Source organism: Microvirga sp. Mcv34 (genome assembly GCF_024519725.1).
Classification (GTDB): Bacteria; Pseudomonadota; Alphaproteobacteria; order Rhizobiales; family Beijerinckiaceae; genus Microvirga.
This window is the reverse complement of sequence record NZ_JALJRK010000013.1, coordinates 1-20,131: the sequence shown is the minus strand read 5'-3', so window position 1 is coordinate 20,131 and position 20,131 is coordinate 1. Positions and strand designations below refer to the sequence as shown.

Below are 20,131 nucleotides of genomic sequence, written 5' to 3'. Positions count from 1 at the left end.
GCTCAGTCGGCTTCGGCGAGAACGGCGAGACGGCGCGGTGTCGCGACGGCGAGATCCGTCAGCGGCGTCGGGTAGTCGCCCGTGAAGCAGTGGTCGGTGAATTGCGGCTGCGCCGGGTTGCGGCCCTTCTCGCCCATGGCGCGGTACACGCCCTCGATGGACAGGAAGGCCAGCGAATCCGCCCCGATATACTGGCGCATCTGCTCCAGGTCATGGGTGGCGGCGAGCAGCTTCTCCTTCTCCGGCGTGTCGATGCCGTAGAAGTCCGGATGCGTGATCGGCGGGCTGGAGATGCGGAAGTGGACTTCCTTGGCGCCGGCCTCGCGCATCATGCGCACGATCTTTACCGAGGTGGTGCCGCGCACGAGGCTGTCGTCGACGAGCACGATCCGTTTTCCGGCAATCGCCGAGCGGTTGGCGGAGTGCTTCATGCGCACGCCGAGCTCACGCACCGACTGAGTCGGTTGAATGAAGGTGCGGCCCACGTAATGGTTGCGGATGATGCCGAGTTCGTAGGGCAGGCCGCAGGTCTGAGCATAGCCCAGGGCGGCCGGGACGCCGGAATCCGGCACCGGGATCACCACGTCGGCGTCGGCCGGGGATTCCAGGGCGAGCTCGCGGCCCATGCCCTTGCGGACCTCATAGACGCTGCGGCCGTTCACGACGGAATCCGGACGGGCGAAATAGATGTATTCGAAGATGTCCGGCCGGGCGGTCTGCTCCGGAACGAAGCGGAAGGATTCAATGCCTTCGTCCGAGATGACAACGCATTCGCCGTTCTCGATGTCACGGACGAAACGGGCGCCGATGATGTCGAGCGCGCAGGTCTCGGAGGCGAGAATGTAGCGGCCGTCGAGCTCACCCAGAACCAGCGGACGGATGCCTAAGGGATCGCGGGCGCCGATCAGCTTCTTGTTGGTGAGGGCCACCAGGGCATAGGCGCCCTCGAGCTTCTGGATCGCCTCGACGAAGCGGTCGATGACCCGGTCCTTACGGCTGCGGGCGACGAGGTGGACGATCACCTCCGTGTCAGTAGTGGACTGGCAGATGGCGCCGTCGCGAATGAGGTTGCGGCGAAGGGTCAGGCCGTTGGTCAGGTTGCCGTTATGGGCGACCGCGAAGCCGCCGCCGTCCAACTCGGCGAAGAGGGGCTGCACGTTGCGCAGGACGGTCGCGCCCGTGGTCGAGTAGCGCGTATGGCCGATGGCCGAGAGGCCTTCGAGGCGTTCGATGGTCGCGCGGTCGGAGAAGTTGTCGCCCACGAGGCCGAGCTTGCGCTCCGAGTGGAAGACCGATCCGTCGTAGGAGACAATGCCGGCCGCTTCCTGGCCGCGATGCTGCAGGGCGTGGAGCCCGAGCGCCGTGATGGCGGCGGCATCCGGGTGACCGTAGATGCCGAAGACACCGCATTCTTCGCGCAGGGTATCGCCGTCGAGGTCCAGGTTCACCTGCTTCGGGGTGACCTGCCACGTCTCAGACAAAGAAGACATGATCATACCTTTGGGATTCGCGCCCCCACCGGCGCCGCCCTTATGTAGTCGGCATTCGACTAAACGCCAATGGCTATTCTGCCGCTGCCGCGAACGTGAAGCCGGAACGCGTGCAAATGCGGCTTTGCACTGTTGCACCCGATCCCAATTCCCTCAGACCGCACGGGAATGGCGCGGAAAGCTCAGCTGCGCCGCTGGGGTGGCTGCGGGGCCGCGGGAGCCGCCGGGGCTGCCGGGCGCTGCGGATCGGGCTCGGCCGGCTCCGTCTCTGCCGGCGCTTCCTTGTTGCGCAGACGCTGGATCATGGCCTCGGCATTTTCCGGCAGCATGGCGATGATGCTGTCGCGGGCGTTTTCCATGGCGGGGCGAGTGCGGGAAGAGGCCGCCCATTCGGGCTCCTTGCCCTGAACCAGCCAGCCGAGGAACGCCCAGCCGATCACGCAGATCAGGAAGCCGCGCGCGGCGCCGAAGAAGAGCCCGAGCGTACGGTCGAGGGCGCCGATGCGGGAATCGAGGATCAGGTCGGAAATCTGGACCGTGATGATCGACACGATGATCAGCGTCACGACGAAGATGCCGCCGATGGCCGCAACAAGGGCTACCGTGTTGCTGCTGATATATTGATGCGCGATCGGCAGGGCGGTCGGATGCAGGTACCAGGCCGCGGCGGCCGCGACGACCCAGGCCACGATGGCGAGCACCTCGCGGGTGAAGCCGCGCACGGCAGCAAGAAGAGCCGAGATCAGGACGATACCGATGACGACGAGGTCCAGAACGGAAACGGGCATGGGCCGGGCCTACGCAAAATGACAGGAATGAAGCCGCCTTCGCGGTTTGGAGCCTGGCTCTATAGCGTTAACAAAGGCTTTCGTCACCCTTGGAACGCCAGCAGCCTGTGCGAAGGCCGCCGAAGAGCAGCGCTTATGGTTCCCGCTTAGGAAACCTGCACGATCAGCTTGCCGAAATTCCTACCCTCCAGCATGCCGATGAAGGCCTCGGGTGCGCTCTCGAGCCCGCCCACGATGTCCTCCTGGTATTTGACGCGCCCTTCGGCGATCCATTCGGCCATTTCCCGATAGAAAGCAGGGCGCTGTGCGTGGAACTCGCGCTGGATGAAGCCGCGGATGGTCAGGCTCTTGGTCAGTACGTCGCGCATGAGCACGGGCATCCGGTCAGGACCTTCGAAGGGGCCGGTGCTGTTGTATTGCGCCACGAGGCCGCAGACGGGGACGCGGGCGAACGTATTGAGCAGGGGGAAAACCGCATCCCACACTTTTCCGCCGACATTCTCGAAGTAGACGTCGATTCCATCCGGACAGGCCGCCTGCAGATCCTCGGCAAAGGTGGGTGAGCGATGATCGAGCGCCAAATCGAATTCGAAGACGTCCCGAACGAGAGCGCACTTGTCCGGTCCTCCGGCAATTCCCACAGCCCGAGCCCCTTTGATACGGGCCAACTGGCCGACCGTCGCCCCGACGGGTCCGCTTGCCGCAGCCACGACGACGGTTTCTCCGGGCTTGGGCTGTCCGAGAGTGAGCAAGCCGGCATAGGCGGTGAAGCCTGGCATTCCGAGCACGCCCAAGGCGGTGGTGACGGGAGCCTGGCGCGGGTCGAGCTTGCGCAGATCAGTGCCATCCGACAGGGCAAAAGTTTGCCAACCCGAATAGGAGAGAACCATATCGCCTGCCGTATAGTCGGGGTGTTTGCTCTCCACCACCTCTGCCACGGTGCCTCCCTCCATGACCTGCCCGATCTCGACGGCCGCCGCATAGGATTTCGCAGCGCTCATGCGGCCGCGCACATAGGGATCGAGCGAGAGATAGCGGATCTTGAGAAGAACCTGTCCTTCGCCAGGGGTCGGGATGGTGGTCCGAACGAACTGAAAGTTATCGGGCGAGGGACGACCGACCGGCCGCGACGCAAGGAGGACTTGAAGGTTCTGTTCTGTCACGGCTTCGTTCCTGGAACGGGAGAGATAGGGATCCATCTGTCACGGCGTGTTGGATATTCAAGCCATGAAGGGCCGGGTTCCGGGCCATCAATCAAACCGGTCAGGCGTTCCTCAAACGATGCGGGCAACAAAAAAAGCTCCGGCGGATGCCGCCGGAGCTTAAGGACTAAAACGGTTTCAGGCCTCAAATGAACAGGAAATCGTTGAAAGACAGTGCTGCGCCGGGCTTCACCTTGAGGATCTCGATAGGCTTTGCGCCGCCGGATCCGTCCACGTCGAGATAAACACTGCCGCTCTTCTTGTTGTAGACGACATAATCGTTCCCATCCTTGGACGTTGTCCCGACGGTGAAGAACTTCTTCTCGAGCTTGCCTTCCTTGAAGATCTTGTCGAGTCCAACGGACGACTTCTTGTCCGGGTGCCCTTTCTTGGAGAGGCCAAAAAGATCCTTTTGTGAGGCCTTGATCTTGAAGGATTTCAGCGCATCGAGGTCGAAGAGGATCTTGTCCTCTCCGGACTTGAAGTCCCTGATCTGATCGAAATGGCCCTTTTTGAAGGGGGTGTCGAACACGAAGGTATCAGCGCCATCGCCGCCGAAGAGGATGTCCTTGCCGCTTCCGCCGTTGATGGTGTCGTCGCCTCCATTGCCCCAGATCCAGTCGTTGCCGGCGCCACCATTGATGATCTCGGCATTCTCGGTTCCGCGGAGCTTTTCGTTGCGCGCCGAACCGCTGATCTCGCTTACGTCGGTCACGCCGATCGACAGGGTCTTCTCGAAGCTCAGGCCGCCAGAATCCGTCACCTTGACCTTGACCTGAAGCGAAGAAGCCGTCTCGAAGTCCAACTTCGCGCCGTCAGCGACGACGAGTTTATTGTCGATGATTTTGAAGCGACCGCCGGCGTTATCCGTCAGGCTGAAGCTGAAAGTCTCGTTCGCATCGGGATCAAGAGCCATCAGGGAGGCGACTTCAGTGCCCGCTGCAGCATTTTCTGCGACCGTCGGTGCTACGATCCCCCCGAGGGTGAGGTCGGTCGGGGCTTCATTGATGTTCGTGACGCTGATCTGGAAAGACTTGCCGGGAACCACCGTCCCGCCAGTAGCGGTGCTCGTCGCAGAGATCGAGATGTCGAAGTGATTCAGATCGACGGTCTCGAAATCGAACAACCGCCCACCGGTCTTTACGACAAGAACAGAGTAGGTCCGGTTGTTCTCCGTAACGTCTTTGATTTCGAACCGGTCGCTGAGGCTGCTCGCCAGAGTAAAGGTGAAGGCCTCATTCTGCGCGCTGCCGTCAACGCCCAGTCTACCGATGATGGTGCCATCTTGCGGATTTTCGGCCACGCTAAGAGCCGAGAGAGTAATCGTTGCGGGCAATTCTGATCCTCCAGGTCAGGGCAGGAGCTCTAAGGGCTCTAAGCTACCCATTATGAACTAGCTCTCATGGGTTAGATATAGGTCAGACGGCACATCATATGTAACTTTATGTCAAGCGAGCCAATTGGTCTAAGCCGATCTCTTCGGCCCGACCGCATATGAAAGCCCGAGCTTCGATTTCCTTCAGCCGTGCTCACACGAACGGCTGGATCACCACAAAGAGGCGGTGTTCGCTGAACTGCACTTGGGGCAGCAGTACGGGGCTTCAGAAGGGGCGGTATCAGATCTCCGATTGCCGTAAAGTCAGCTGCGGGCTCCATAATGTGGCAGCCCTTCTACTCCGCTCAATCGGGCATACTCCAAGGCGAGCATCGCGCCGCCACGATAGCCGAGCCCCGCGAGCACCAAAGAGAGGTGGCTCTCTTCGCAGTGTACGTCGGCCCGGCAGGCGCCGGGCCGAAGAGATGTCTTTATAGGAAGATCAGATCATCAGCCTTGAAGTAGGTCTCAGGCATCTGATCATGACTATGGGAATTGAATTCCGTGATGTCGAAGCTACCCTTCCTGGCGAGGCTGGGGCTAGCGATCTCCGTGATGTCGAAGCTGCCCTTTCTTGCGAGAGAGGGGCCGCTGAACTCAGTGATATCGAAGCTGCCTTTCCTGGAAAGACTCGGGCCACTAATCTCGGTAATGTCGAAGCTGCCCTTTCTGGACAGGCTGGGGCTGTCGGGCTCACTGGCTGGAGCGTTTGAAAAGTTCTTTGCCATCTCTTCCCCCTCTACATTCGAGGCTCGTCCGATGCTGAGACCGGCCGGGCCCATTTGGGTTGCTGAGGAAATGTTATACTATGACTAAATACCGTCAAGTTGCATTCGGTCCTGACCAAGCGGCATGCTTTCCCTTCAAGCCCGGCGTCGGCGTGCCGCGATTCCTGCCACGAGATCAGTGATATGGCCGATCGAGGAGGCAGCCAGCGGCAGCTTTTCCTTTTTGGATTTATCCACGCGAGGCGCCGGGGCGACCGCGCCCGAGAATCCGAGCTTCGCCGCCTCCTTCAGCCGTGCCTGCTCCTGAGCCACGGGCCGGATAGCGCCTGAAAGGCCCATCTCGCCGAAATAGACCGTGTCGGGCGGCAAGGGGTTGCCGGATAAGGACGATACCAAGGCTGCGGCGGCCGCGAGGTCAGCGGCGGGCTCGGTGATGCGCAGGCCACCGGCGACGTTGAGATAGACGTCGTGCATGCCGAGCTTGAGGCCCCCAGGGGCCTCCAGCACCGCCAGCACCATGGAGAGACGGCTCTGGTCCCAGCCTACGACGGCCCGGCGCGGGGTGCCGAGAGAGGTCGGAGCGACAAGAGCCTGGATCTCGACGAGAAGCGGGCGCGTGCCCTCCATCCCGGCGAAGACCGCCGTTCCGGGTGTCGCCATGTCCCGTCCGGCGAGAAAAAGTTCGGACGGATTGGAGACCTCGCGCAGGCCCTGGTCCGACATCTCGAACACGCCGATCTCGTCGGTGGGGCCGAAGCGGTTCTTGACCGCGCGCAGGATCCGGAAGTGATGGCCCGTGTCGCCCTCGAAGGAGACCACCGCATCGACCATGTGCTCAACCACGCGGGGGCCGGCGATCTGCCCGTCCTTCGTCACGTGGCCGACGAGGATCACGGCGGTGCCGGTCGTCTTGGCGAAGCGGATTAGCGCCTGGGCGGAGCCACGGACCTGGGTCACCGTGCCCGGCGCGGATTCCACGGTCTCGGTCCACATGGTCTGGATCGAGTCGATGATCGCGAGCGCCGGGGGGCGGCCCTGGCTCAGGGTGGCGATGATGTCCTCGACATTCGTCTCGGAGGCGAGCTCGACGGGAGCCTGGCCGAGGCCGAGCCGCTCGGCCCGCAGGCGCACCTGCGCCACCGCCTCTTCGCCCGAGATATAGGCCACGCGCTCGCCCCGGTTGGCCAAAGCCGCGGAGGCCTGCATGAGGAGGGTGGACTTGCCGATGCCCGGATCGCCGCCGAGCAGGATGATCGAGCCGTGTACGAAGCCTCCGCCGGTGACCCGGTCGAGCTCGGCGATGCCGGAGGGCGTGCGCGGGGCCTCCTTGGTCTCTCCGGAAAGCCCTTCGAGCGGGAAGATCCTGCCCTTGGCGCGGGACGGGCGAGTGGCGACGGGCCCTGCCATGGGACTGGCGGCGCCGGCTTCCTCTGCGATGGTGTTCCAGCCGCCGCAGGCCTCGCACTTGCCTTTCCAGCGGTTATAGACCGCGCCGCATTCCTGGCACACGAAGGACGGGTGTCGCTTGGCCATCAGCCCTGTCCCCCGCGATAGGCGCGGGCATAGCGCGAGCCGAGATTGGTCAGAATCTCGTACCCGATGGTGCCGGCCCGGCGGCCGACCTCTTCGATGGTCAGGTCGCCGCCGATCAGGGTGACGGTATCGCCACGCCGAACTTGGTTTTCAGGCACGGCGGTGACGTCGATGGTGATCAGGTCCATGGAGACGTTGCCGGCGAAGGGGCAGGGATGGCCCGCCACGAGGGTCATGCCGGCAAGCAGATCGTCGCCGCTCCTGCCGCGCGCGCTGGCGGAGCGGGGATAACCGTCCGCATAGCCGACGGAGAGGGTCGCGATTCGGCGCTTGTCCAGGGCCAGCCAGCGGCCGTTATAGCCGACCGTATGATCCGCCTCGACCCAGCGCAGCTGCACGATCCGGGCCTCCAGGCCGACGACCGGCTTCATGGGGTTGTCCCGGTCCGGTGTGGGATTGCCGCCATAGAGCGCATAGCCGGGGCGCACCAGGTCGTAGGCGGGCTTGTCACGGAGGAAGATGCCAGACGAGTTCGGGAGCGACGCGGGGATGCCGGGAAGAGACGACCGCACGGCCTCGAAAGCCTCGATCTGCTCAATGTTCAACGGATTGTCGCTCTCTTCCGCGCTCACGAAATGGCTCATCAGGAGCACGGTCTCGAAGTCGTTCAGCTCCGGTCGGTCTTTGAGCGTCAAGCCCTGCGGCACAGTCAGGCCGAGCCGGTTCATGCCCGTATCCACATGGATCGCGGCGGGCCGCTTCCGGCCCGCTGCACGGCACAACCCGGCCCATTCCTCGATCTCATCGAAGGAGCCGAGCACCGGGCGCAGATCGTGGGCCGCATAGGTCGGCCCGGTGCCGGCAAAGAGGCCGTTCAGCACATAGATCGTCGCATCCGGCGCCACGGCGCGGGCGCGGATCGCCTCGCTCAGATGCGCCACGAAGAACGTGCGGCAGCCGGCCTGCCCGAGGGCGGGGACCGCCTTCTCGATGCCGGTGCCGTAGGCGTTCGCCTTGACGACGGCGGCCGTTTCCGCGCCGCCCGCATTGTCGCGCAAAGTGCGCCAGTTCGACGCCAAGGCGTCGAGATCGATGTGGAGGATGCCTCCGGCGGTGTTCTCGGGGATGCCGCCAGGGCCTTCATTCTGGGAGTTATGCTTGGTCAATCGCCAATCCGATCAGGAAGTTTGTCTTCATCCGCAAGGTCGGTGAAGCGGGTGATGTCGGCCTGGAAGGCGAGTTGCACGGTGCCGGTAGGACCGTGACGCTGCTTGCCGATGATGACTTCGGCCTTGCCGTGGACCTGATCCATCTCCGACTGCCACTTGAAGTACTCTTCGGTGCCGGGTTTCGGCTCCTTGTTCTTCAGATAGTATTCCTCGCGGTAAACGAACATGACCACGTCGGCGTCCTGCTCGATCGAGCCCGATTCACGAAGGTCGGAGAGCTGCGGCCTCTTGTCGTCGCGGGATTCCACCTGACGGGAGAGCTGGGACAGGGCGATGAGCGGGACGGACAGTTCCTTGGCGAGCGCCTTGAGGCCGGTGGTGATTTCGGTCAGCTCCTGCACGCGGTTCTCGCCCTTCTTGGCCGAGCCGGAAAGGAGCTGCAGGTAGTCGACGATGAGGATGTCGAGGCCGCGCTGGCGCTTGAGGCGTCGGGCGCGGGCCGTGAGCTGCGCGATGGAGATGCCGCCGGTCTGGTCGATGTAGAAGGGAATCGACTGCATTTCGCGGGCGGCTTCCGTGATCTTGTAGAAGTCGTCCTCGCGCATGTCGCCGCGGCGGATCTTGTAGGACGGCACGCCCGATTGCTCGGCGATGATACGGGTCGCGAGCTGCTCGGCCGACATTTCGAGGGAGAAGAAGCCGACGATGCCGCCGTTGACGGTCTTCAGGTTGCCGTCCTGCTGCTTCTCGGCCCGATAGGCCTTGGCGATGTTGAACGCGATGTTGGTCACCAGCGAGGTCTTACCCATCGCGGGGCGTCCGGCCAGGATGACCAAGTCCGACGGCTGCAGGCCGCCGAGGGACTTGTCCAGGTCGATGAGACCCGTCGAAATGCCGGAGAGGGCGCCTTCGCGCTTGTAGGCCGCGGCCGCCATGTCGATGGCCGCCGTGAGCGCATCGGAGAAGCGCTGAAAGCCGCCGTCGGAGCGGCCGGTTTCCGCGAGCGAATACAGGCGGCGCTCGGCCTCTTCGATCTGGTCGCGTGGCGAGGAATCCACCGGCGCGTCGAAGGCGATGTTCACCATCTCCTCGCCGATATTGATCAGGTTCCGGCGCACCGCGAGATCATAGATCGTGCGGCCGTAATCCTCGGCGTTGATGACGGTCGTAGCCTCGGCGGCGAGGCGTGCGAGGTATTGGGAAACCGTGATTCCGCCGAGATCCTGGTCACCCAGGAAGGTCTTCATGGTGATCGGCGTGGCGACCTTGCCGGCCTTGATCAGGCTCGTGGCGACCTCGTAGATCCGCCGGTGCAGATCTTCGATGAAATGAGCGGCCTCGAGGAAGTCCGAGACGCGGTAATAGGCGTCGTTGTTGACCAGAATCGCGCCCAGCAGAGCCTGTTCGGCTTCGATGTTGCTGGGAGGCGTCCGAAACTGCGGCTCTGCGGTTTCGAGGCGGGCGATCAGGGCATTGGCGGTGGCCATCTGGCGCTCCGGAAACAGATAAGGGTTTAGAGTCTCTTAGACCGCAATTGGTGTCCTAAAGGTTGCCGGGCGGACACGAAGCCGGGACTCCTCCCATCTGTCCTCGCTGTCCTCGATTCTCACACCGTTCCTTGTCTCGCAGGCGTCGCAGCTTGACTCTTCCAAAAGCCTGAAAACGAAAGAAAAACGCTCCCCGTCGAATCGACGGAGAGCGCGATTTTAGAACAAATCAAGAACTAGAGCAATCGGTCCAGCTTGGACCTTCCCCCGATGTCATGGCCGGCCTCGTGCCAACCAGCCCGATCCTGTGAAGCACGGAGCCTCTGGGATCGAGATCACCGGCGCAAGGCCGGTGATGACGTAAGAGAATTCGATTCCCAGCCCTTGTAGCCGGGAACGGTCGATCGCCTCAGAGCTCTTCGTCGCCGCCGGCTTCGGCCAGGGCGGCACCGACCTCGAGGCCGAGGTCGTCGAGGTTGGTCTCTTCGCGGGTCGTGACCGACTCGCCGCGAGCCTGACGCTCGGCTTCCTCGGGGCTACGGGCGACGTTGATCGTCACCTGAACCTCGACCTCCGGGTGTAGGGCGACGGGCACGTTGTGCAGGCCGATGGTCTTGATCGGCTGGTTGATCGCGATCTGGTTGCGGTCAACGGTGAAGCCGTTCTGCGTCATGATCTCGGCGAGGTCACGGGTCGAGACTGAGCCATAGAGCACGCCGGTCTCGCCGGACTGGCGCAGGATGATGAAGCTCTGGCCGTTCAGCTTCTCGCCGACGGCTTCCGCTTCCTTGCGGCGCTCGAGGTTGCGAGCCTCGAGCTGGGCGCGCTGGGTCTCGAAATGCTTCTTGTTGGCATCCGTGGCGCGCAGGGCCTTGCCGCGCGGCAGGAGGAAGTTGCGGGCGTAGCCGGAACGGACCTTCACGGTCTCGCCCATCTGGCCGAGCTTTGCGACGCGCTCGAGAAGGATCACTTCCATGGTTGTCTCCTTTAGGTTCGTGATCAGGTGGAAAGGGTGGGAGGCGGGTTCGGCCGCGTGCCGAAGCGGCGGCGCAGGCCGAAGACGGTGTCGGCAATGCCGAACAGGGCCAGGGCGACCATCAGGATGCCCTGGGTGACGAAGATCAGCACGTACATGGCCGACAGAATGAACGAGCGGCCCGACTTGCCCCGCGTGCGGTCATGGATGGCTGCGAGGCCCTGGAGGGCGAAGGCCATCAGGAAACCGCCCGACAGGGCCATGCCGAGCGCGCCGACGAAGCCGTCGAAGGTGGCGATGACGAGCGCGCCGACAAGGATCAACCCAGCCGAGCGCGGCATCACGAGATCCGGCACCGGCGCCCAGGGGCGCGGCAGGCGCTTGGAGGCCTGGACGATCCGGGCAGCCGCCCAAAGGTAAAGCGCCAGGACGGTCGTGAATCCCTGGGCCGAGAGGAAGGGCGTCAGACGCGCGAAGATGCGGACCAGCTCCTCACGGGTTTCCGCCTCGATCGCGTTGGGCCCGGACGTGGTGAACTGCGTATCGACGAAGGCTTCGGCGACCGCGCGGGCATTCTGGTCGAACGCGGAATAATCGCCGCCTGTCGAGATCAGCCCGGCGGCCATGATGGTGAGCGCAGCCGTCCCGGCGATCCAGGCCAGGAGCCGGCCGACAGGGTACCATTCCATCGTGCCGTCCGGGCCGGGGCGTCCGAGCAGGGCGAGGTAGGACAGCCACCAGGCGGGCAGGGCCGTGATGACGGCGAAGCCCAGGCCGCTGAGCGGCGACAGGATCAGGGCGATCGCAATACCGCCGACGAGGGCCGCGATCAGCCCGGAGCGGTGGTCCCAGCCGAGGGACACGATCAGGACGGGAATGGGGGCGAGCAGATACAACACGGCCGCGAGCGGGGTCGCCTTGACGATCACCGCGGTCAGAAGGGCCGATACGAGGCCCGCGCCTATCCCTGTTGCAACAAAATTCATGGTCTCGCTGTCCCGCTGCTCGTCGGCAGGGTTAGGGGCTTGGCCCCAACTGTCCCGGCGGGTTCTCACCGCTGGGCGATCTCGGAATGGAAAGGCGGGCCGCGCGAGGCGGCCCGCCGAAGTCTTGCTTAGCGGATCACGTAGGGCAGGAGGCCCAGGAAGCGGGCGCGCTTGATCGCCTGGGCGAGCTCACGCTGCTTCTTGGCCGACACGGCCGTGATGCGCGAAGGAACGATCTTGCCGCGCTCGGAGATGTAGCGGGACAGGAGCTTCGTGTCCTTGTAGTCGATCTTCGGAGCGTTGGGACCCGAGAAGGGGCAGGTCTTGCGACGACGGAAGAACGGACGACGGCCGCCGCCGGCAGCGCCACCAGTAGCACCAAATGCCATGATTAAGCCTCCTCGCCTTCGTTGCCGCCCTCAGGGCCGCCATCGCGCTCACGGCGCTCGCGGTCCTTGCGCTCGTCGCGGTCGCGCTTCTGCATCATCACGGACGGCTCGGTCTCGAGCTCTTCGACCTTGATGGTCATGAAGCGAAGGATGTCTTCGTTGATGCGCATCTGACGTTCCATCTCGGCCACGGCCGGAGCCGGAGCGTTGAGGTTGAACATCGTGAAATGCGCCTTGCGGTTCTTCTTGATCCGGTAGGCGAGGGACTTCACGCCCCACATCTCGGTCTTGTCGACGCTGCCGCCGTTCTGCTCGATGACGCCCTTGTACTGGTCGACCATTGCTTCGACCTGCTGCGGGGTGACATCCTGGCGAGCCATGAAGATATGCTCATAGAGAGGCATAGTGGGCCTTTCTCAGGTTTGAGGTTCAAGCCGTCGCACTGTTTTGAGGAGTGGCCTGGCCGTTTCGCGCGTCCGATCGGCGCCAAGCCCTTCGAGCCTGCAAGGCCCGAGCGGTTGTCGAAGGCGGAGACACGGGACGACGGAGCGTGAAACCCCTATGCGGCAAGCCGCACCGTCCGTTCAGCCCCCGGCCGGAGCGAACGCGAAGCGGGGGCTATAGTCGATCTGGGGCGGAAAGGCAAGGCATCATCGATGCCAGGGAGCCCGGTGCCAGACGAACCACGATACATACCACTCGGAGCTGGTGATCACCGGTGCAATGACCCCAATGATGGGGGGCGAGCGGGATCCCCACCAGGATGAGGGCCAGGGTGGACGATCTTTCCTTCCTTGTAAGCAGAAAAGCCGGCAGGACAAAGCAGAGAAAGACCAGGATTGCCGCGATGGCATAGGCTGCGGCGATCCCCCGGCCAATGCCGTCGGCATCCCCTTGGGAAGCAATGCCACCAATGAAAAGACCCGCGCAAATCAAGAATTCAAGACTGATGAGGGTGAGGAGTAAGATTCGAAACGTCACCTGAACCTTGATGTATGCGGGGAGGCAAGGGATACAGTGTTAAAGCACCAGGAAAGCAAAGCCGGGCGAAAGCAGGGTGAGAGCCAGCGCAAGCCACAGCATCTTCCGCTTAAGTGCAAGGATGAGGGCCGGCAGAGCGAATGCGATAAAAATCGTCAGCGGCAATGCGATGAAGGCACCCGTCCACCCTATGTCCGAAGTATCGGGGTTAATGAGGAAAAGCGTGGTCAGAAACCAGAGCCAGACGGTGGTTTGCAGGCCAAGCAGGATCAGTGTGATAACGCGCAGCATCGCTCTAGGAGGGATCAATGATACTTAATATCATTGATATCGGTTCGGTGTCCCTGTGGCAAACCCGTTTTTGAGGTTCACGTAAGTATCTCACGGGAGGCTAGGAAATGAGCTTCTCTCTGCTACAAACACCCTTATGACAGCTCCTCCTCTACGCCTCGGCGTCAATATCGATCACGTCGCGACCGTGCGGAATGCGCGGGGCGGCATCCATCCCGATCCCGTCCGGGCCGCGAACCTGGCCGTGCTGGCCGGGGCGGACGGGATCACCGCGCATCTGCGGGAAGACCGGCGCCATATCCGGGATGCGGATATGTGGCGGCTCAAGCAGGAGCTGTTCGTGCCGCTCAATTTCGAGATGGCGGCGACGTCCGAGATGGTCGCGCTCGCCACGCGGATCCATCCGCATGCGGCCTGCCTCGTGCCAGAGAAGCGCGAGGAGCGCACCACGGAAGGAGGGCTCGACATCATCGGCGCCCATGCCCATCTGCGTCCGGTGATCCAAGAGCTGAAACGCGAGGGCATCCGGGTGTCGCTGTTTGTGGAGCCCGAAATCGCCGTTATGGACGCCGCCTGCGACCTCGGGGCGCCCGTGGTCGAGCTCCACACGGGAACCTACTGCGAGGCGGTCGCCGATGGGGACGAGGCCCGGATCGCCCATGAGCTGGAGCGCCTGAAGCGCGCCGCCGAGCACGGGGCCGGTCTCGGCCTCGAGATCCACGCCGGTCACGGCCTCGCCCTCGACTCGGTGCGTCCCGTCGCGGCGATTCCGCAGATCGTGGAGCTCAATATCGGCCATTCCCTGATTGGGGAGGCGATCTTCGTCGGTCTAGCCGAGGCCGTGCGGGGGATGCGCGCCGCCATGGACCAGGGTCGGGCACAGGTGGCGGCGTGATCATCGGCATCGGCTCCGACCTCTGCGACATCCGGCGCATCGAGAAGTCGATCGAGCGCTTCGGCGACCGGTTCACGCACCGCATCTATACGGAGGGCGAGCGGGCCCGCAGCGACAGGCGGGCCGCGCGCGCGCCGTCCTATGCCCGGCGCTTCGCCGCCAAGGAGGCCTGCGCCAAGGCGCTGGGGACAGGGTTGAGCCACGGTGTCTTCTGGCGCGACATGGAAGTGGTCAATCTTCCAACGGGCCGCCCGACCATGCGGCTGACCGGCGGAGCCCTGGAGCGCCTCCAGGCCATGACGCCGGCGGGGCACCGGGCGGTGGTCCACGTGTCTCTGACCGACGATCCGCCCCTGGCTCAAGCCTTCGTGATCATCGAGGCGCTGCCTGTATGAGGCGTGGCCGCGTTGCGGCAGGACGCGCCTTAGGTTAGAGCATGCCGCAAGAGAACGGATTCCGGCTCCCTGCGAGCGGCCGGAGCGAACATATCAATCGAGAGTGGTTTGCCCTTGGGGCTTAAGTGCAAACCCCTCTCGACTTGCCACCGGATGAGGACGGCCTCCCGCCGTCGCGGTCCAAGAGCATAGGTCGACGGACGTGAGCGATAAAAGCAGCAAATACGCAGGTAGCAGCGCGAAGAACGAAGAAGGCGGCCTTTGGGAAACCATCAAGGTCATTGTCCAGGCGCTCCTGATCGCGGTGGTCGTGCGCACCGTGCTCTTCCAGCCCTTCAACATCCCGTCGGGGTCCCTGATCCCGACCCTGCTGATCGGCGACTATCTCTTCGTTTCCAAGTATTCCTACGGTTACTCCAAGCACTCGATTCCCTTCAGCCCTGGCCTCTTCTCCGGCCGCATCTTCGGCTCGGAGCCGAAGCGGGGCGAGATCGCCGTGTTCAAGCTGCCGAAGGACAATTCGACCGACTACATCAAGCGCGTGATCGGCCTGCCGGGCGACAAGATCCAGGTGATTGGCGGCGTGCTGCATATCAATGGCCAACCAGTCCAGCGCGAGCGCGTCGAGGACTACAAGACCACCGATCTCTACGGCCGCACGATCTCCGTGCCGCAATATAAGGAGACGCTGCCCGGCGGCGTGTCCCATTTCGTCATCGAGCGTGACGGCGACCGCGGCTACTGGGACAACACCAACGTCTACACGGTCCAGCCGGGCCACTTCTTCATGATGGGCGACAACCGCGACAACTCCACCGACTCGCGGGACGAGGCGAGCGTCGGGCAGGTGCCGTTCGAGAACCTTGTCGGCCGCGCCGAGATCATCTTCTTCTCCATCGACGAGAGCGCTTCGCTGTGGCGTCCGTGGGAATGGCCGCAGAAGATCCGCTGGAATCGTCTCTTCGAGCGGATCGAGTAACCCGTGGCACGCCGCAGGCCGAACCTCGACGAGCTTCTGAACAAGCTCGATTATCGCTTCGAGAAGCCCGAACTCCTGGACGAGGCGCTGACCCATGTCAGCGCCCCGCAGGCGGCCGGGCAGAGCTATCAGAGGCTGGAGTTCCTGGGCGATCGGGTGCTCGGCCTCGCCATCGCGGGGCTGCTCTACCGGAAGTTCCCCGGCGCACCCGAGGGGGAGCTCTCGCGGCGCCTCGCGGAACTCGTGCGGCGCGAGAGCTGCGCGGAGATCGCCATCGCGTGGGATGTCGGGCCCTATCTCAAGCTCGGCGCCGGCGAAGCCCATTCGGGCGAGCGCCGCAACCAGACCATCCTGGCCGATGTGTGCGAGGCGATCATCGGCGCCGTCTTCCTGGATGGTGGCTACGAAGCGGCGAGCGCCCTCGTCGAGCGCTCGTTCCAGTCCCTGCTGGAAGCGCCCCGCCGCCCCTTGCGCGACCCGAAGAGTGCCCTGCAGGAATGGGCCCAGGGGCAGGGTCTCCCGCCGCCGACCTATTCCGTGGCGGAGCAGACCGGGCCCGATCACGCTCCGAAATTTCGGGTCATGGTCAAGGTGAAGGGTGCCGAGGGCGAGTTCGGCTCGGGCACATCGAAGCGCATCGCGGAACAGGCCGCGGCGCGAAGCCTTCTCATGAGAGAGGGCGTATGGACGGAGGAAGAGCATGGAACAGCCTGAGCAGACCAACACCAAGGCCGGTTTCGTCGCTCTCATCGGCGCGCCGAATGCGGGCAAGTCGACCCTTCTGAACTCGCTCGTCGGGTCCAAGGTCTCCATCGTGTCGCGCAAGGTGCAGACGACCCGCGCCCTGGTGCGCGGCATTGCCATCGAGGGTGAGGCGCAGATCGTCTTCGTGGACACGCCCGGTATCTTCAAGCCCAAGCGCCGTCTCGACCGCGCCATGGTCACGTCGGCCTGGGGCGGAGCGGGGGATGCGGACGTGATCGCGCTCCTGCTCGACGCCCGCAAGGGAATCGACGAGGAGGCCGAGGCGATCCTCGCCAAGCTGCCGGAGCTGAAGCGCCCGAAGGTCCTGATCCTCAACAAGATCGACTTGATCGAACGCTCCAAGCTCCTCGAGATGGCCGCGAAGCTCAATGACATGGTGCCTTTCGCGCACACCTTCATGATCTCGGCCCTGAAGGGCGACGGCGTCCAGACGCTGAAGCGCCAGCTCGCCGAGATGATGCCGGAAGGGCCCTGGCTCTATCCGGAGGACCAGATTTCCGACGCGCCCCTGCGCATGCTGGCCGCCGAGATCACCCGCGAGAAGATCTATGAGCGCCTCCATGAGGAGCTGCCCTACCAGTCCACCGTCGAGACCGACCAGTGGCAGGTGCGCCCCGACGGCTCGGTCCGAATCGAGCAGACCGTGTTCGTAGAGCGTGACAGCCAGCGCAAGATCGTGCTCGGCAAGGGCGGCCAGACCATCAAAGCCATCGGACAAGCGGCCCGCAAGGAGATCGCCGAAATCGCGGAAAGCCCGGTCCACCTCTTCATCTTCGTGAAGGTGCGCGAGAACTGGAGCGACGATCCCGAGCGCTACCGGGAGATGGGCCTGGAGTTCCCGCGCGGCTGAACTCGCGCTCGCGGGCTCGGTAGACGCTCCAAAATCCTTGGTTTCTCTCGATTTCAAGGTCCGTCTCGACGCAACCAGATCAGCCATCGGGCTTTATCATAGAAGGTTCCAGGAAGGCCGAGCCATTGCTTGGATCGGCCCTCCTGACGTAGCTCAGCAGTGCCGATGTCGACGCTCTGGAGTGGCCATGAGCAGCTCTTCCGACCAAACGGCACAAAGACGCCTTGCCGCTGTCCTCGCAGCTGACGTGGTGGGCTATTCCGATCTCATGTCCAAAGATGAGGAAGGCACCCTGCGTAGGTTGCGAGACCTGCGGCGGCAGGTCATCGAGCCCAGAATCCGTTCTCATCGCGGTCGGCTGGTGAAAACCATCGGGGATGGATTCCTCTGCGAGTTTTCGAGCCCCATCGAATCCGTCCGATGTGCCGTCGATCTACAGGAGGCGGTGGCCAGGGCTTCCAGCGAGGAACGTTCGAAGCCTCTTCAGCTGAGGATCGGGATCAACCTCGGCGATATCATCATCGAAGATGACGGGGACATCTTCGGTGACGGTGTGAACATCGCCTCACGTTTGCAGAAGATGGCCCGGCCCGGCGGGATCTGCCTGTCGGGAAAGGTCCATGAGGAGGTGAGGGACAAGCTCCCCTACCACTTCGAGGACTACGGCGAGCAGCGCTTCAAGAACATCGGAAGGCTGATCCGGGTTTACTGCCTTCTGGCCGGAATGGACTTGTCGGCGGCGTCAGCCGAGGCACGATCCACCGCTTCTGCGCTGGACAGGCCCTCCATTGCGGTCCTGCCCTTCGCCAATCTCAGCAAGGACCCGGAGCAGGAATATTTCGCAGACGGCATCGTTGAGGACATCATCGCTGCCTTGTCGCGCTTCAGGTCCTTCTTCGTCATCGCGCGCAACTCGACCTTTGTTTACAAGGAGCGCAACGTAAGCGTCCAGCAGATCGGGCGCGAGCTGGGCGTGCGGTATGTTCTGGAAGGCAGCGTCAGGCGTTCCGGGGAGAGGATCCGCATCACCGCGCAATTGGTCGATGCGGTCAGCGGCATGCATCTCTGGGCTGAGCATTACGACGGTGTGATAGCGGACGTGTTCGATCTCCAGGATCAGATCACGGCCAGCGTCGTCGGTTCGATCCAGCCCTCCATCCGGGCGGCCGAGATTGAACGGTCGAGACGCAAGCGACCTGAGAACCTCGACGCCTATGATCTCGTCATGAGGTCCCTGCCTCACGTCTGGGCGCTGGAGTTCGATGCCAATAAGGAGGCGACCCGTCTCGTCTCCAAGGCTCTTCTGCTCGATCCAGGCTATCCGCTCGCCCTCTCGCTGGCCGCGTGGTGCCGCGGGCAGCGGATCGTCTATAACTGGTCCGGCAACGTGCCCGACGACCAGCGCGAGACCCTGCGCCTGGCACAGGCTGCCGCGGCGATTGCCGGTGACGACCCGTTTATTCTCACGGTGCTTGGCGCCGCTTTGACCATCACGCGAGAATACCAGCGCGCGCAATCCATGCTGGAGCGAGCCCTCACGCTGGACCCGAACTCCGCCTGGGCCTGGAACCGCACCGGCTGGTTGCACAACTACCAGGATGACCCCGAGGTCGCCATCCAGCATTTCGAGCGCTCGTTGCGTCTCAGTCCTTTCGATCCCATGGCGTTCAACTGCGACGTCGGGATCGGGTGCGCCCATTTTATCGCGAAGCGATACGATCAAGCGGCGCTGTGGCAGGAAAAGGGATTGAAGGCGAAACCAAGAGCCGCCTGGATCCATCGGACCCTCGCCCCGGCTTATGCCCTCGCCGGGGATCTCGACAACGCACGAGACCGCATTGGCGAATTGGTGAAGGAATATCCCGAAATCCGGATCTCGGACATCCGCAAGGCTCTTGCGTTCAGCCGGGAAGTGCTCGATCGCTTCGCGGAAGGCTTGCGTCTGGCAGGTCTTCCAGACTGATGTCTTAAAGAAGAACCGGGAGGATTGCGTCCTCCCGGTCCTGTTGGCTTATTGCTGGTTCTGGCCCTGCAGCAGCGGGGTGATCCGGCGCATGGTCACGCGGCGGTTTTCCCGCTCCGGCCCTTGCGTGTTCACCTTCAGATACTGCTCGCCGTAGCCCTGCGTGGTCAGGTTCTCGGCGGGGATCTGGTAGCGCTGAGTCAGAATGGTCGCGATGGTTTCCGCGCGACGGTCGGAGAGAGTCAGGTTATCCTCGTCCGAGCCGACCGCGTCCGTGTGACCCTCCACCAGGAAGATCTCGTTCGGGTTGCGGGAGATGGCCTGACGCAACCCGTCCGCGATGCCCCTGAGGGAATCGATCTGGTCCGGCGGCAACTCCCAGGAGCCGAACTCGAAGTTGATCGTGTCCACGTCCACGCGGCGCATGCGCTCGCGCAGCGGCTGGCTGCGACGGACCTCGTCGAGGGTATAGGCCCGCTCTATGCGCTCCACCGGCGGAGCCGTGAAGGCCCGCACGATATCGGCTTCCGAGGCGCGCTCCGTCTCGACGATGTACTCTTCCCGCGGGATCCGGACGACCGGAGGAGGCATGCGGATGACTTCCTCTTCGACGTATCCGTAGCCGGGGCGTCGCTCGATGCCGCTGCGCCGGTTCTCGATGAGCACGACCTCCCGCCCGGCCGGCTCGCGCCGCACGCGGCGGACGAGGTTTCCGTACTGGTCGCGCACGGTCACGATCTCGGAGCCGTCGGGGCGGCGCACGATGGTCACCTCCTCGTCGGCGCCGCGCCGCTCGGTGCGGATGTCAGCATCGCGATAGGTACGGCGGAACCGTTCGGTATCATCGTGGCGAATAATGACCTGGTTGCCTTCGCGGATGATCGTGCGG

The 20,131-nt window shown here is 63.6% G+C and carries 21 protein-coding genes; 7 read left to right on the top strand and 14 right to left on the bottom strand.

Features of this window, described 5'->3' with window-relative positions:
- Positions 1-2: 2 nt before the first annotated feature.
- From purF to rpsF, 12 genes are all read right to left on the bottom strand, one after another.
- A complete protein-coding gene (gene purF / locus OC446_RS09650; protein WP_262028818.1) occupies positions 3-1,490 on the bottom strand; it encodes an amidophosphoribosyltransferase in 1,488 nt (495 codons plus the stop codon).
- Positions 1,491-1,672: 182 nt separating this feature from the next.
- The gene (locus tag OC446_RS09645; protein ID WP_262028817.1) at positions 1,673-2,278 is read right to left on the bottom strand and encodes a CvpA family protein; all 606 of its coding nucleotides are present in this window, start codon (positions 2,276-2,278) and stop codon (positions 1,673-1,675) included.
- A gap of 146 nt (positions 2,279-2,424) precedes the next feature.
- The gene (locus OC446_RS09640; RefSeq protein WP_410055048.1) at positions 2,425-3,441 is read right to left on the bottom strand and encodes an NADP-dependent oxidoreductase; all 1,017 of its coding nucleotides are present in this window, start codon (positions 3,439-3,441) and stop codon (positions 2,425-2,427) included.
- A gap of 184 nt (positions 3,442-3,625) precedes the next feature.
- Positions 3,626-4,816, bottom strand: a complete 1,191-nt coding sequence (locus tag OC446_RS09635; protein ID WP_262028815.1) for a cadherin domain-containing protein — start codon at positions 4,814-4,816, stop codon at positions 3,626-3,628.
- A gap of 470 nt (positions 4,817-5,286) precedes the next feature.
- A complete protein-coding gene (locus tag OC446_RS09630; protein WP_262028814.1) occupies positions 5,287-5,583 on the bottom strand; it encodes a hypothetical protein in 297 nt (98 codons plus the stop codon).
- Between the two features lie 135 nt (positions 5,584-5,718).
- Positions 5,719-7,116 (bottom strand): DNA repair protein RadA, encoded by a 1,398-nt coding sequence (gene radA / locus OC446_RS09625; RefSeq protein WP_262028813.1) that lies wholly within the window; start codon positions 7,114-7,116, stop codon positions 5,719-5,721.
- Positions 7,116-8,282: an alanine racemase gene (alr, locus tag OC446_RS09620; protein WP_262028812.1), complete on the bottom strand. Its 1,167-nt coding sequence runs from the start codon at positions 8,280-8,282 to the stop codon at positions 7,116-7,118. Before alr ends, radA begins: the two co-directional genes overlap by 1 nt.
- Positions 8,279-9,772, bottom strand: coding sequence for a replicative DNA helicase (locus OC446_RS09615; RefSeq protein WP_262028811.1), 1,494 nt, complete (start codon positions 9,770-9,772; stop codon positions 8,279-8,281). Before OC446_RS09615 ends, alr begins: the two co-directional genes overlap by 4 nt.
- Before the next feature lie 409 nt (positions 9,773-10,181).
- Positions 10,182-10,748, bottom strand: a complete 567-nt coding sequence (gene rplI / locus OC446_RS09610) for a 50S ribosomal protein L9 (RefSeq protein WP_009491072.1) — start codon at positions 10,746-10,748, stop codon at positions 10,182-10,184.
- A gap of 23 nt (positions 10,749-10,771) precedes the next feature.
- Positions 10,772-11,734, bottom strand: a complete 963-nt coding sequence (locus OC446_RS09605) for a YybS family protein (protein WP_262028810.1) — start codon at positions 11,732-11,734, stop codon at positions 10,772-10,774.
- Positions 11,735-11,862: 128 nt separating this feature from the next.
- A complete protein-coding gene (gene rpsR / locus OC446_RS09600) occupies positions 11,863-12,123 on the bottom strand; it encodes a 30S ribosomal protein S18 (RefSeq protein WP_036353512.1) in 261 nt (86 codons plus the stop codon).
- A 2-nt stretch (positions 12,124-12,125) separates the two neighbouring features.
- Positions 12,126-12,527 carry a 30S ribosomal protein S6 gene (rpsF, locus tag OC446_RS09595; RefSeq protein ID WP_262028809.1) on the bottom strand — a complete coding sequence of 134 codons (402 nt, stop codon included), beginning with the start codon at positions 12,525-12,527 and terminating at the stop codon, positions 12,126-12,128.
- A 304-nt stretch (positions 12,528-12,831) separates the two neighbouring features.
- On the opposite strand from rpsF, the gene OC446_RS09590 reads away from it, so the two are divergent.
- Entirely contained in the window at positions 12,832-13,089 is a 258-nt protein-coding gene (locus tag OC446_RS09590) for a hypothetical protein (protein WP_262028808.1), read from the top strand.
- 54 nt (positions 13,090-13,143) lie between these two features.
- Here the strand turns inward: OC446_RS09590 and OC446_RS09585 are convergent, their stop codons facing one another.
- Complete coding sequence (locus OC446_RS09585) at positions 13,144-13,395, bottom strand: hypothetical protein (RefSeq protein ID WP_262028807.1); 252 nt, start codon at positions 13,393-13,395, stop codon at positions 13,144-13,146.
- A 136-nt stretch (positions 13,396-13,531) separates the two neighbouring features.
- Here OC446_RS09585 and OC446_RS09580 point away from each other — a divergent pair, with 136 nt between their 5' ends.
- From OC446_RS09580 to OC446_RS09555, 6 genes are all read left to right on the top strand, one after another.
- Positions 13,532-14,290, top strand: coding sequence for a pyridoxine 5'-phosphate synthase (locus OC446_RS09580; RefSeq protein WP_262028806.1), 759 nt, complete (start codon positions 13,532-13,534; stop codon positions 14,288-14,290).
- Entirely contained in the window at positions 14,287-14,685 is a 399-nt protein-coding gene (gene acpS, locus OC446_RS09575) for a holo-ACP synthase (protein ID WP_262028805.1), read from the top strand. Before OC446_RS09580 ends, acpS begins: the two co-directional genes overlap by 4 nt.
- A 202-nt stretch (positions 14,686-14,887) precedes the next feature.
- On the top strand, positions 14,888-15,664 hold the full coding sequence (gene lepB / locus OC446_RS09570) for a signal peptidase I (RefSeq protein WP_262028804.1): 777 nt from the start codon (positions 14,888-14,890) through the stop codon (positions 15,662-15,664).
- A gap of 3 nt (positions 15,665-15,667) precedes the next feature.
- A complete protein-coding gene (gene rnc, locus OC446_RS09565; protein ID WP_262028803.1) occupies positions 15,668-16,378 on the top strand; it encodes a ribonuclease III in 711 nt (236 codons plus the stop codon).
- Entirely contained in the window at positions 16,365-17,279 is a 915-nt protein-coding gene (era, locus tag OC446_RS09560; protein ID WP_262028802.1) for a GTPase Era, read from the top strand. Before rnc ends, era begins: the two co-directional genes overlap by 14 nt.
- 187 nt (positions 17,280-17,466) lie before the next feature.
- Positions 17,467-19,242 (top strand): adenylate/guanylate cyclase domain-containing protein, encoded by a 1,776-nt coding sequence (locus OC446_RS09555; RefSeq protein ID WP_262028801.1) that lies wholly within the window; start codon positions 17,467-17,469, stop codon positions 19,240-19,242.
- Positions 19,243-19,290: 48 nt separating this feature from the next.
- Here the strand turns inward: OC446_RS09555 and OC446_RS09550 are convergent.
- Positions 19,291-20,131 (bottom strand): OmpA family protein (locus tag OC446_RS09550; protein ID WP_262028800.1); only part of this gene is annotated, 841 nt, incomplete at its 5' end.

What these genes read in the sequence shown, in the direction of transcription:
- rpsR (WP_036353512.1), bottom strand. Translation starts at nt 12,123, where the DNA reads ATGGCATTTGGTGCTACTGGTGGCGCTGCCGGCGGCGGCCGTCGTCCG.
- radA (WP_262028813.1), bottom strand. Translation starts at nt 7,116, where the DNA reads ATGGCCAAGCGACACCCGTCCTTCGTGTGCCAGGAATGCGGCGCGGTC.
- OC446_RS09630 (WP_262028814.1), bottom strand. Translation starts at nt 5,583, where the DNA reads ATGGCAAAGAACTTTTCAAACGCTCCAGCCAGTGAGCCCGACAGCCCC.
- OC446_RS09645 (WP_262028817.1), bottom strand. Translation starts at nt 2,278, where the DNA reads ATGCCCGTTTCCGTTCTGGACCTCGTCGTCATCGGTATCGTCCTGATC.
- OC446_RS09585 (WP_262028807.1), bottom strand. Translation starts at nt 13,395, where the DNA reads ATGCTGCGCGTTATCACACTGATCCTGCTTGGCCTGCAAACCACCGTC.
- OC446_RS09555 (WP_262028801.1), top strand. Translation starts at nt 17,467, where the DNA reads ATGAGCAGCTCTTCCGACCAAACGGCACAAAGACGCCTTGCCGCTGTC.
- OC446_RS09580 (WP_262028806.1), top strand. Translation starts at nt 13,532, where the DNA reads ATGACAGCTCCTCCTCTACGCCTCGGCGTCAATATCGATCACGTCGCG.
- rpsF (WP_262028809.1), bottom strand. Translation starts at nt 12,527, where the DNA reads ATGCCTCTCTATGAGCATATCTTCATGGCTCGCCAGGATGTCACCCCG.
- era (WP_262028802.1), top strand. Translation starts at nt 16,365, where the DNA reads ATGGAACAGCCTGAGCAGACCAACACCAAGGCCGGTTTCGTCGCTCTC.
- rplI (WP_009491072.1), bottom strand. Translation starts at nt 10,748, where the DNA reads ATGGAAGTGATCCTTCTCGAGCGCGTCGCAAAGCTCGGCCAGATGGGC.
- OC446_RS09605 (WP_262028810.1), bottom strand. Translation starts at nt 11,734, where the DNA reads ATGAATTTTGTTGCAACAGGGATAGGCGCGGGCCTCGTATCGGCCCTT.
- purF (WP_262028818.1), bottom strand. Translation starts at nt 1,490, where the DNA reads ATGTCTTCTTTGTCTGAGACGTGGCAGGTCACCCCGAAGCAGGTGAAC.
- OC446_RS09615 (WP_262028811.1), bottom strand. Translation starts at nt 9,772, where the DNA reads ATGGCCACCGCCAATGCCCTGATCGCCCGCCTCGAAACCGCAGAGCCG.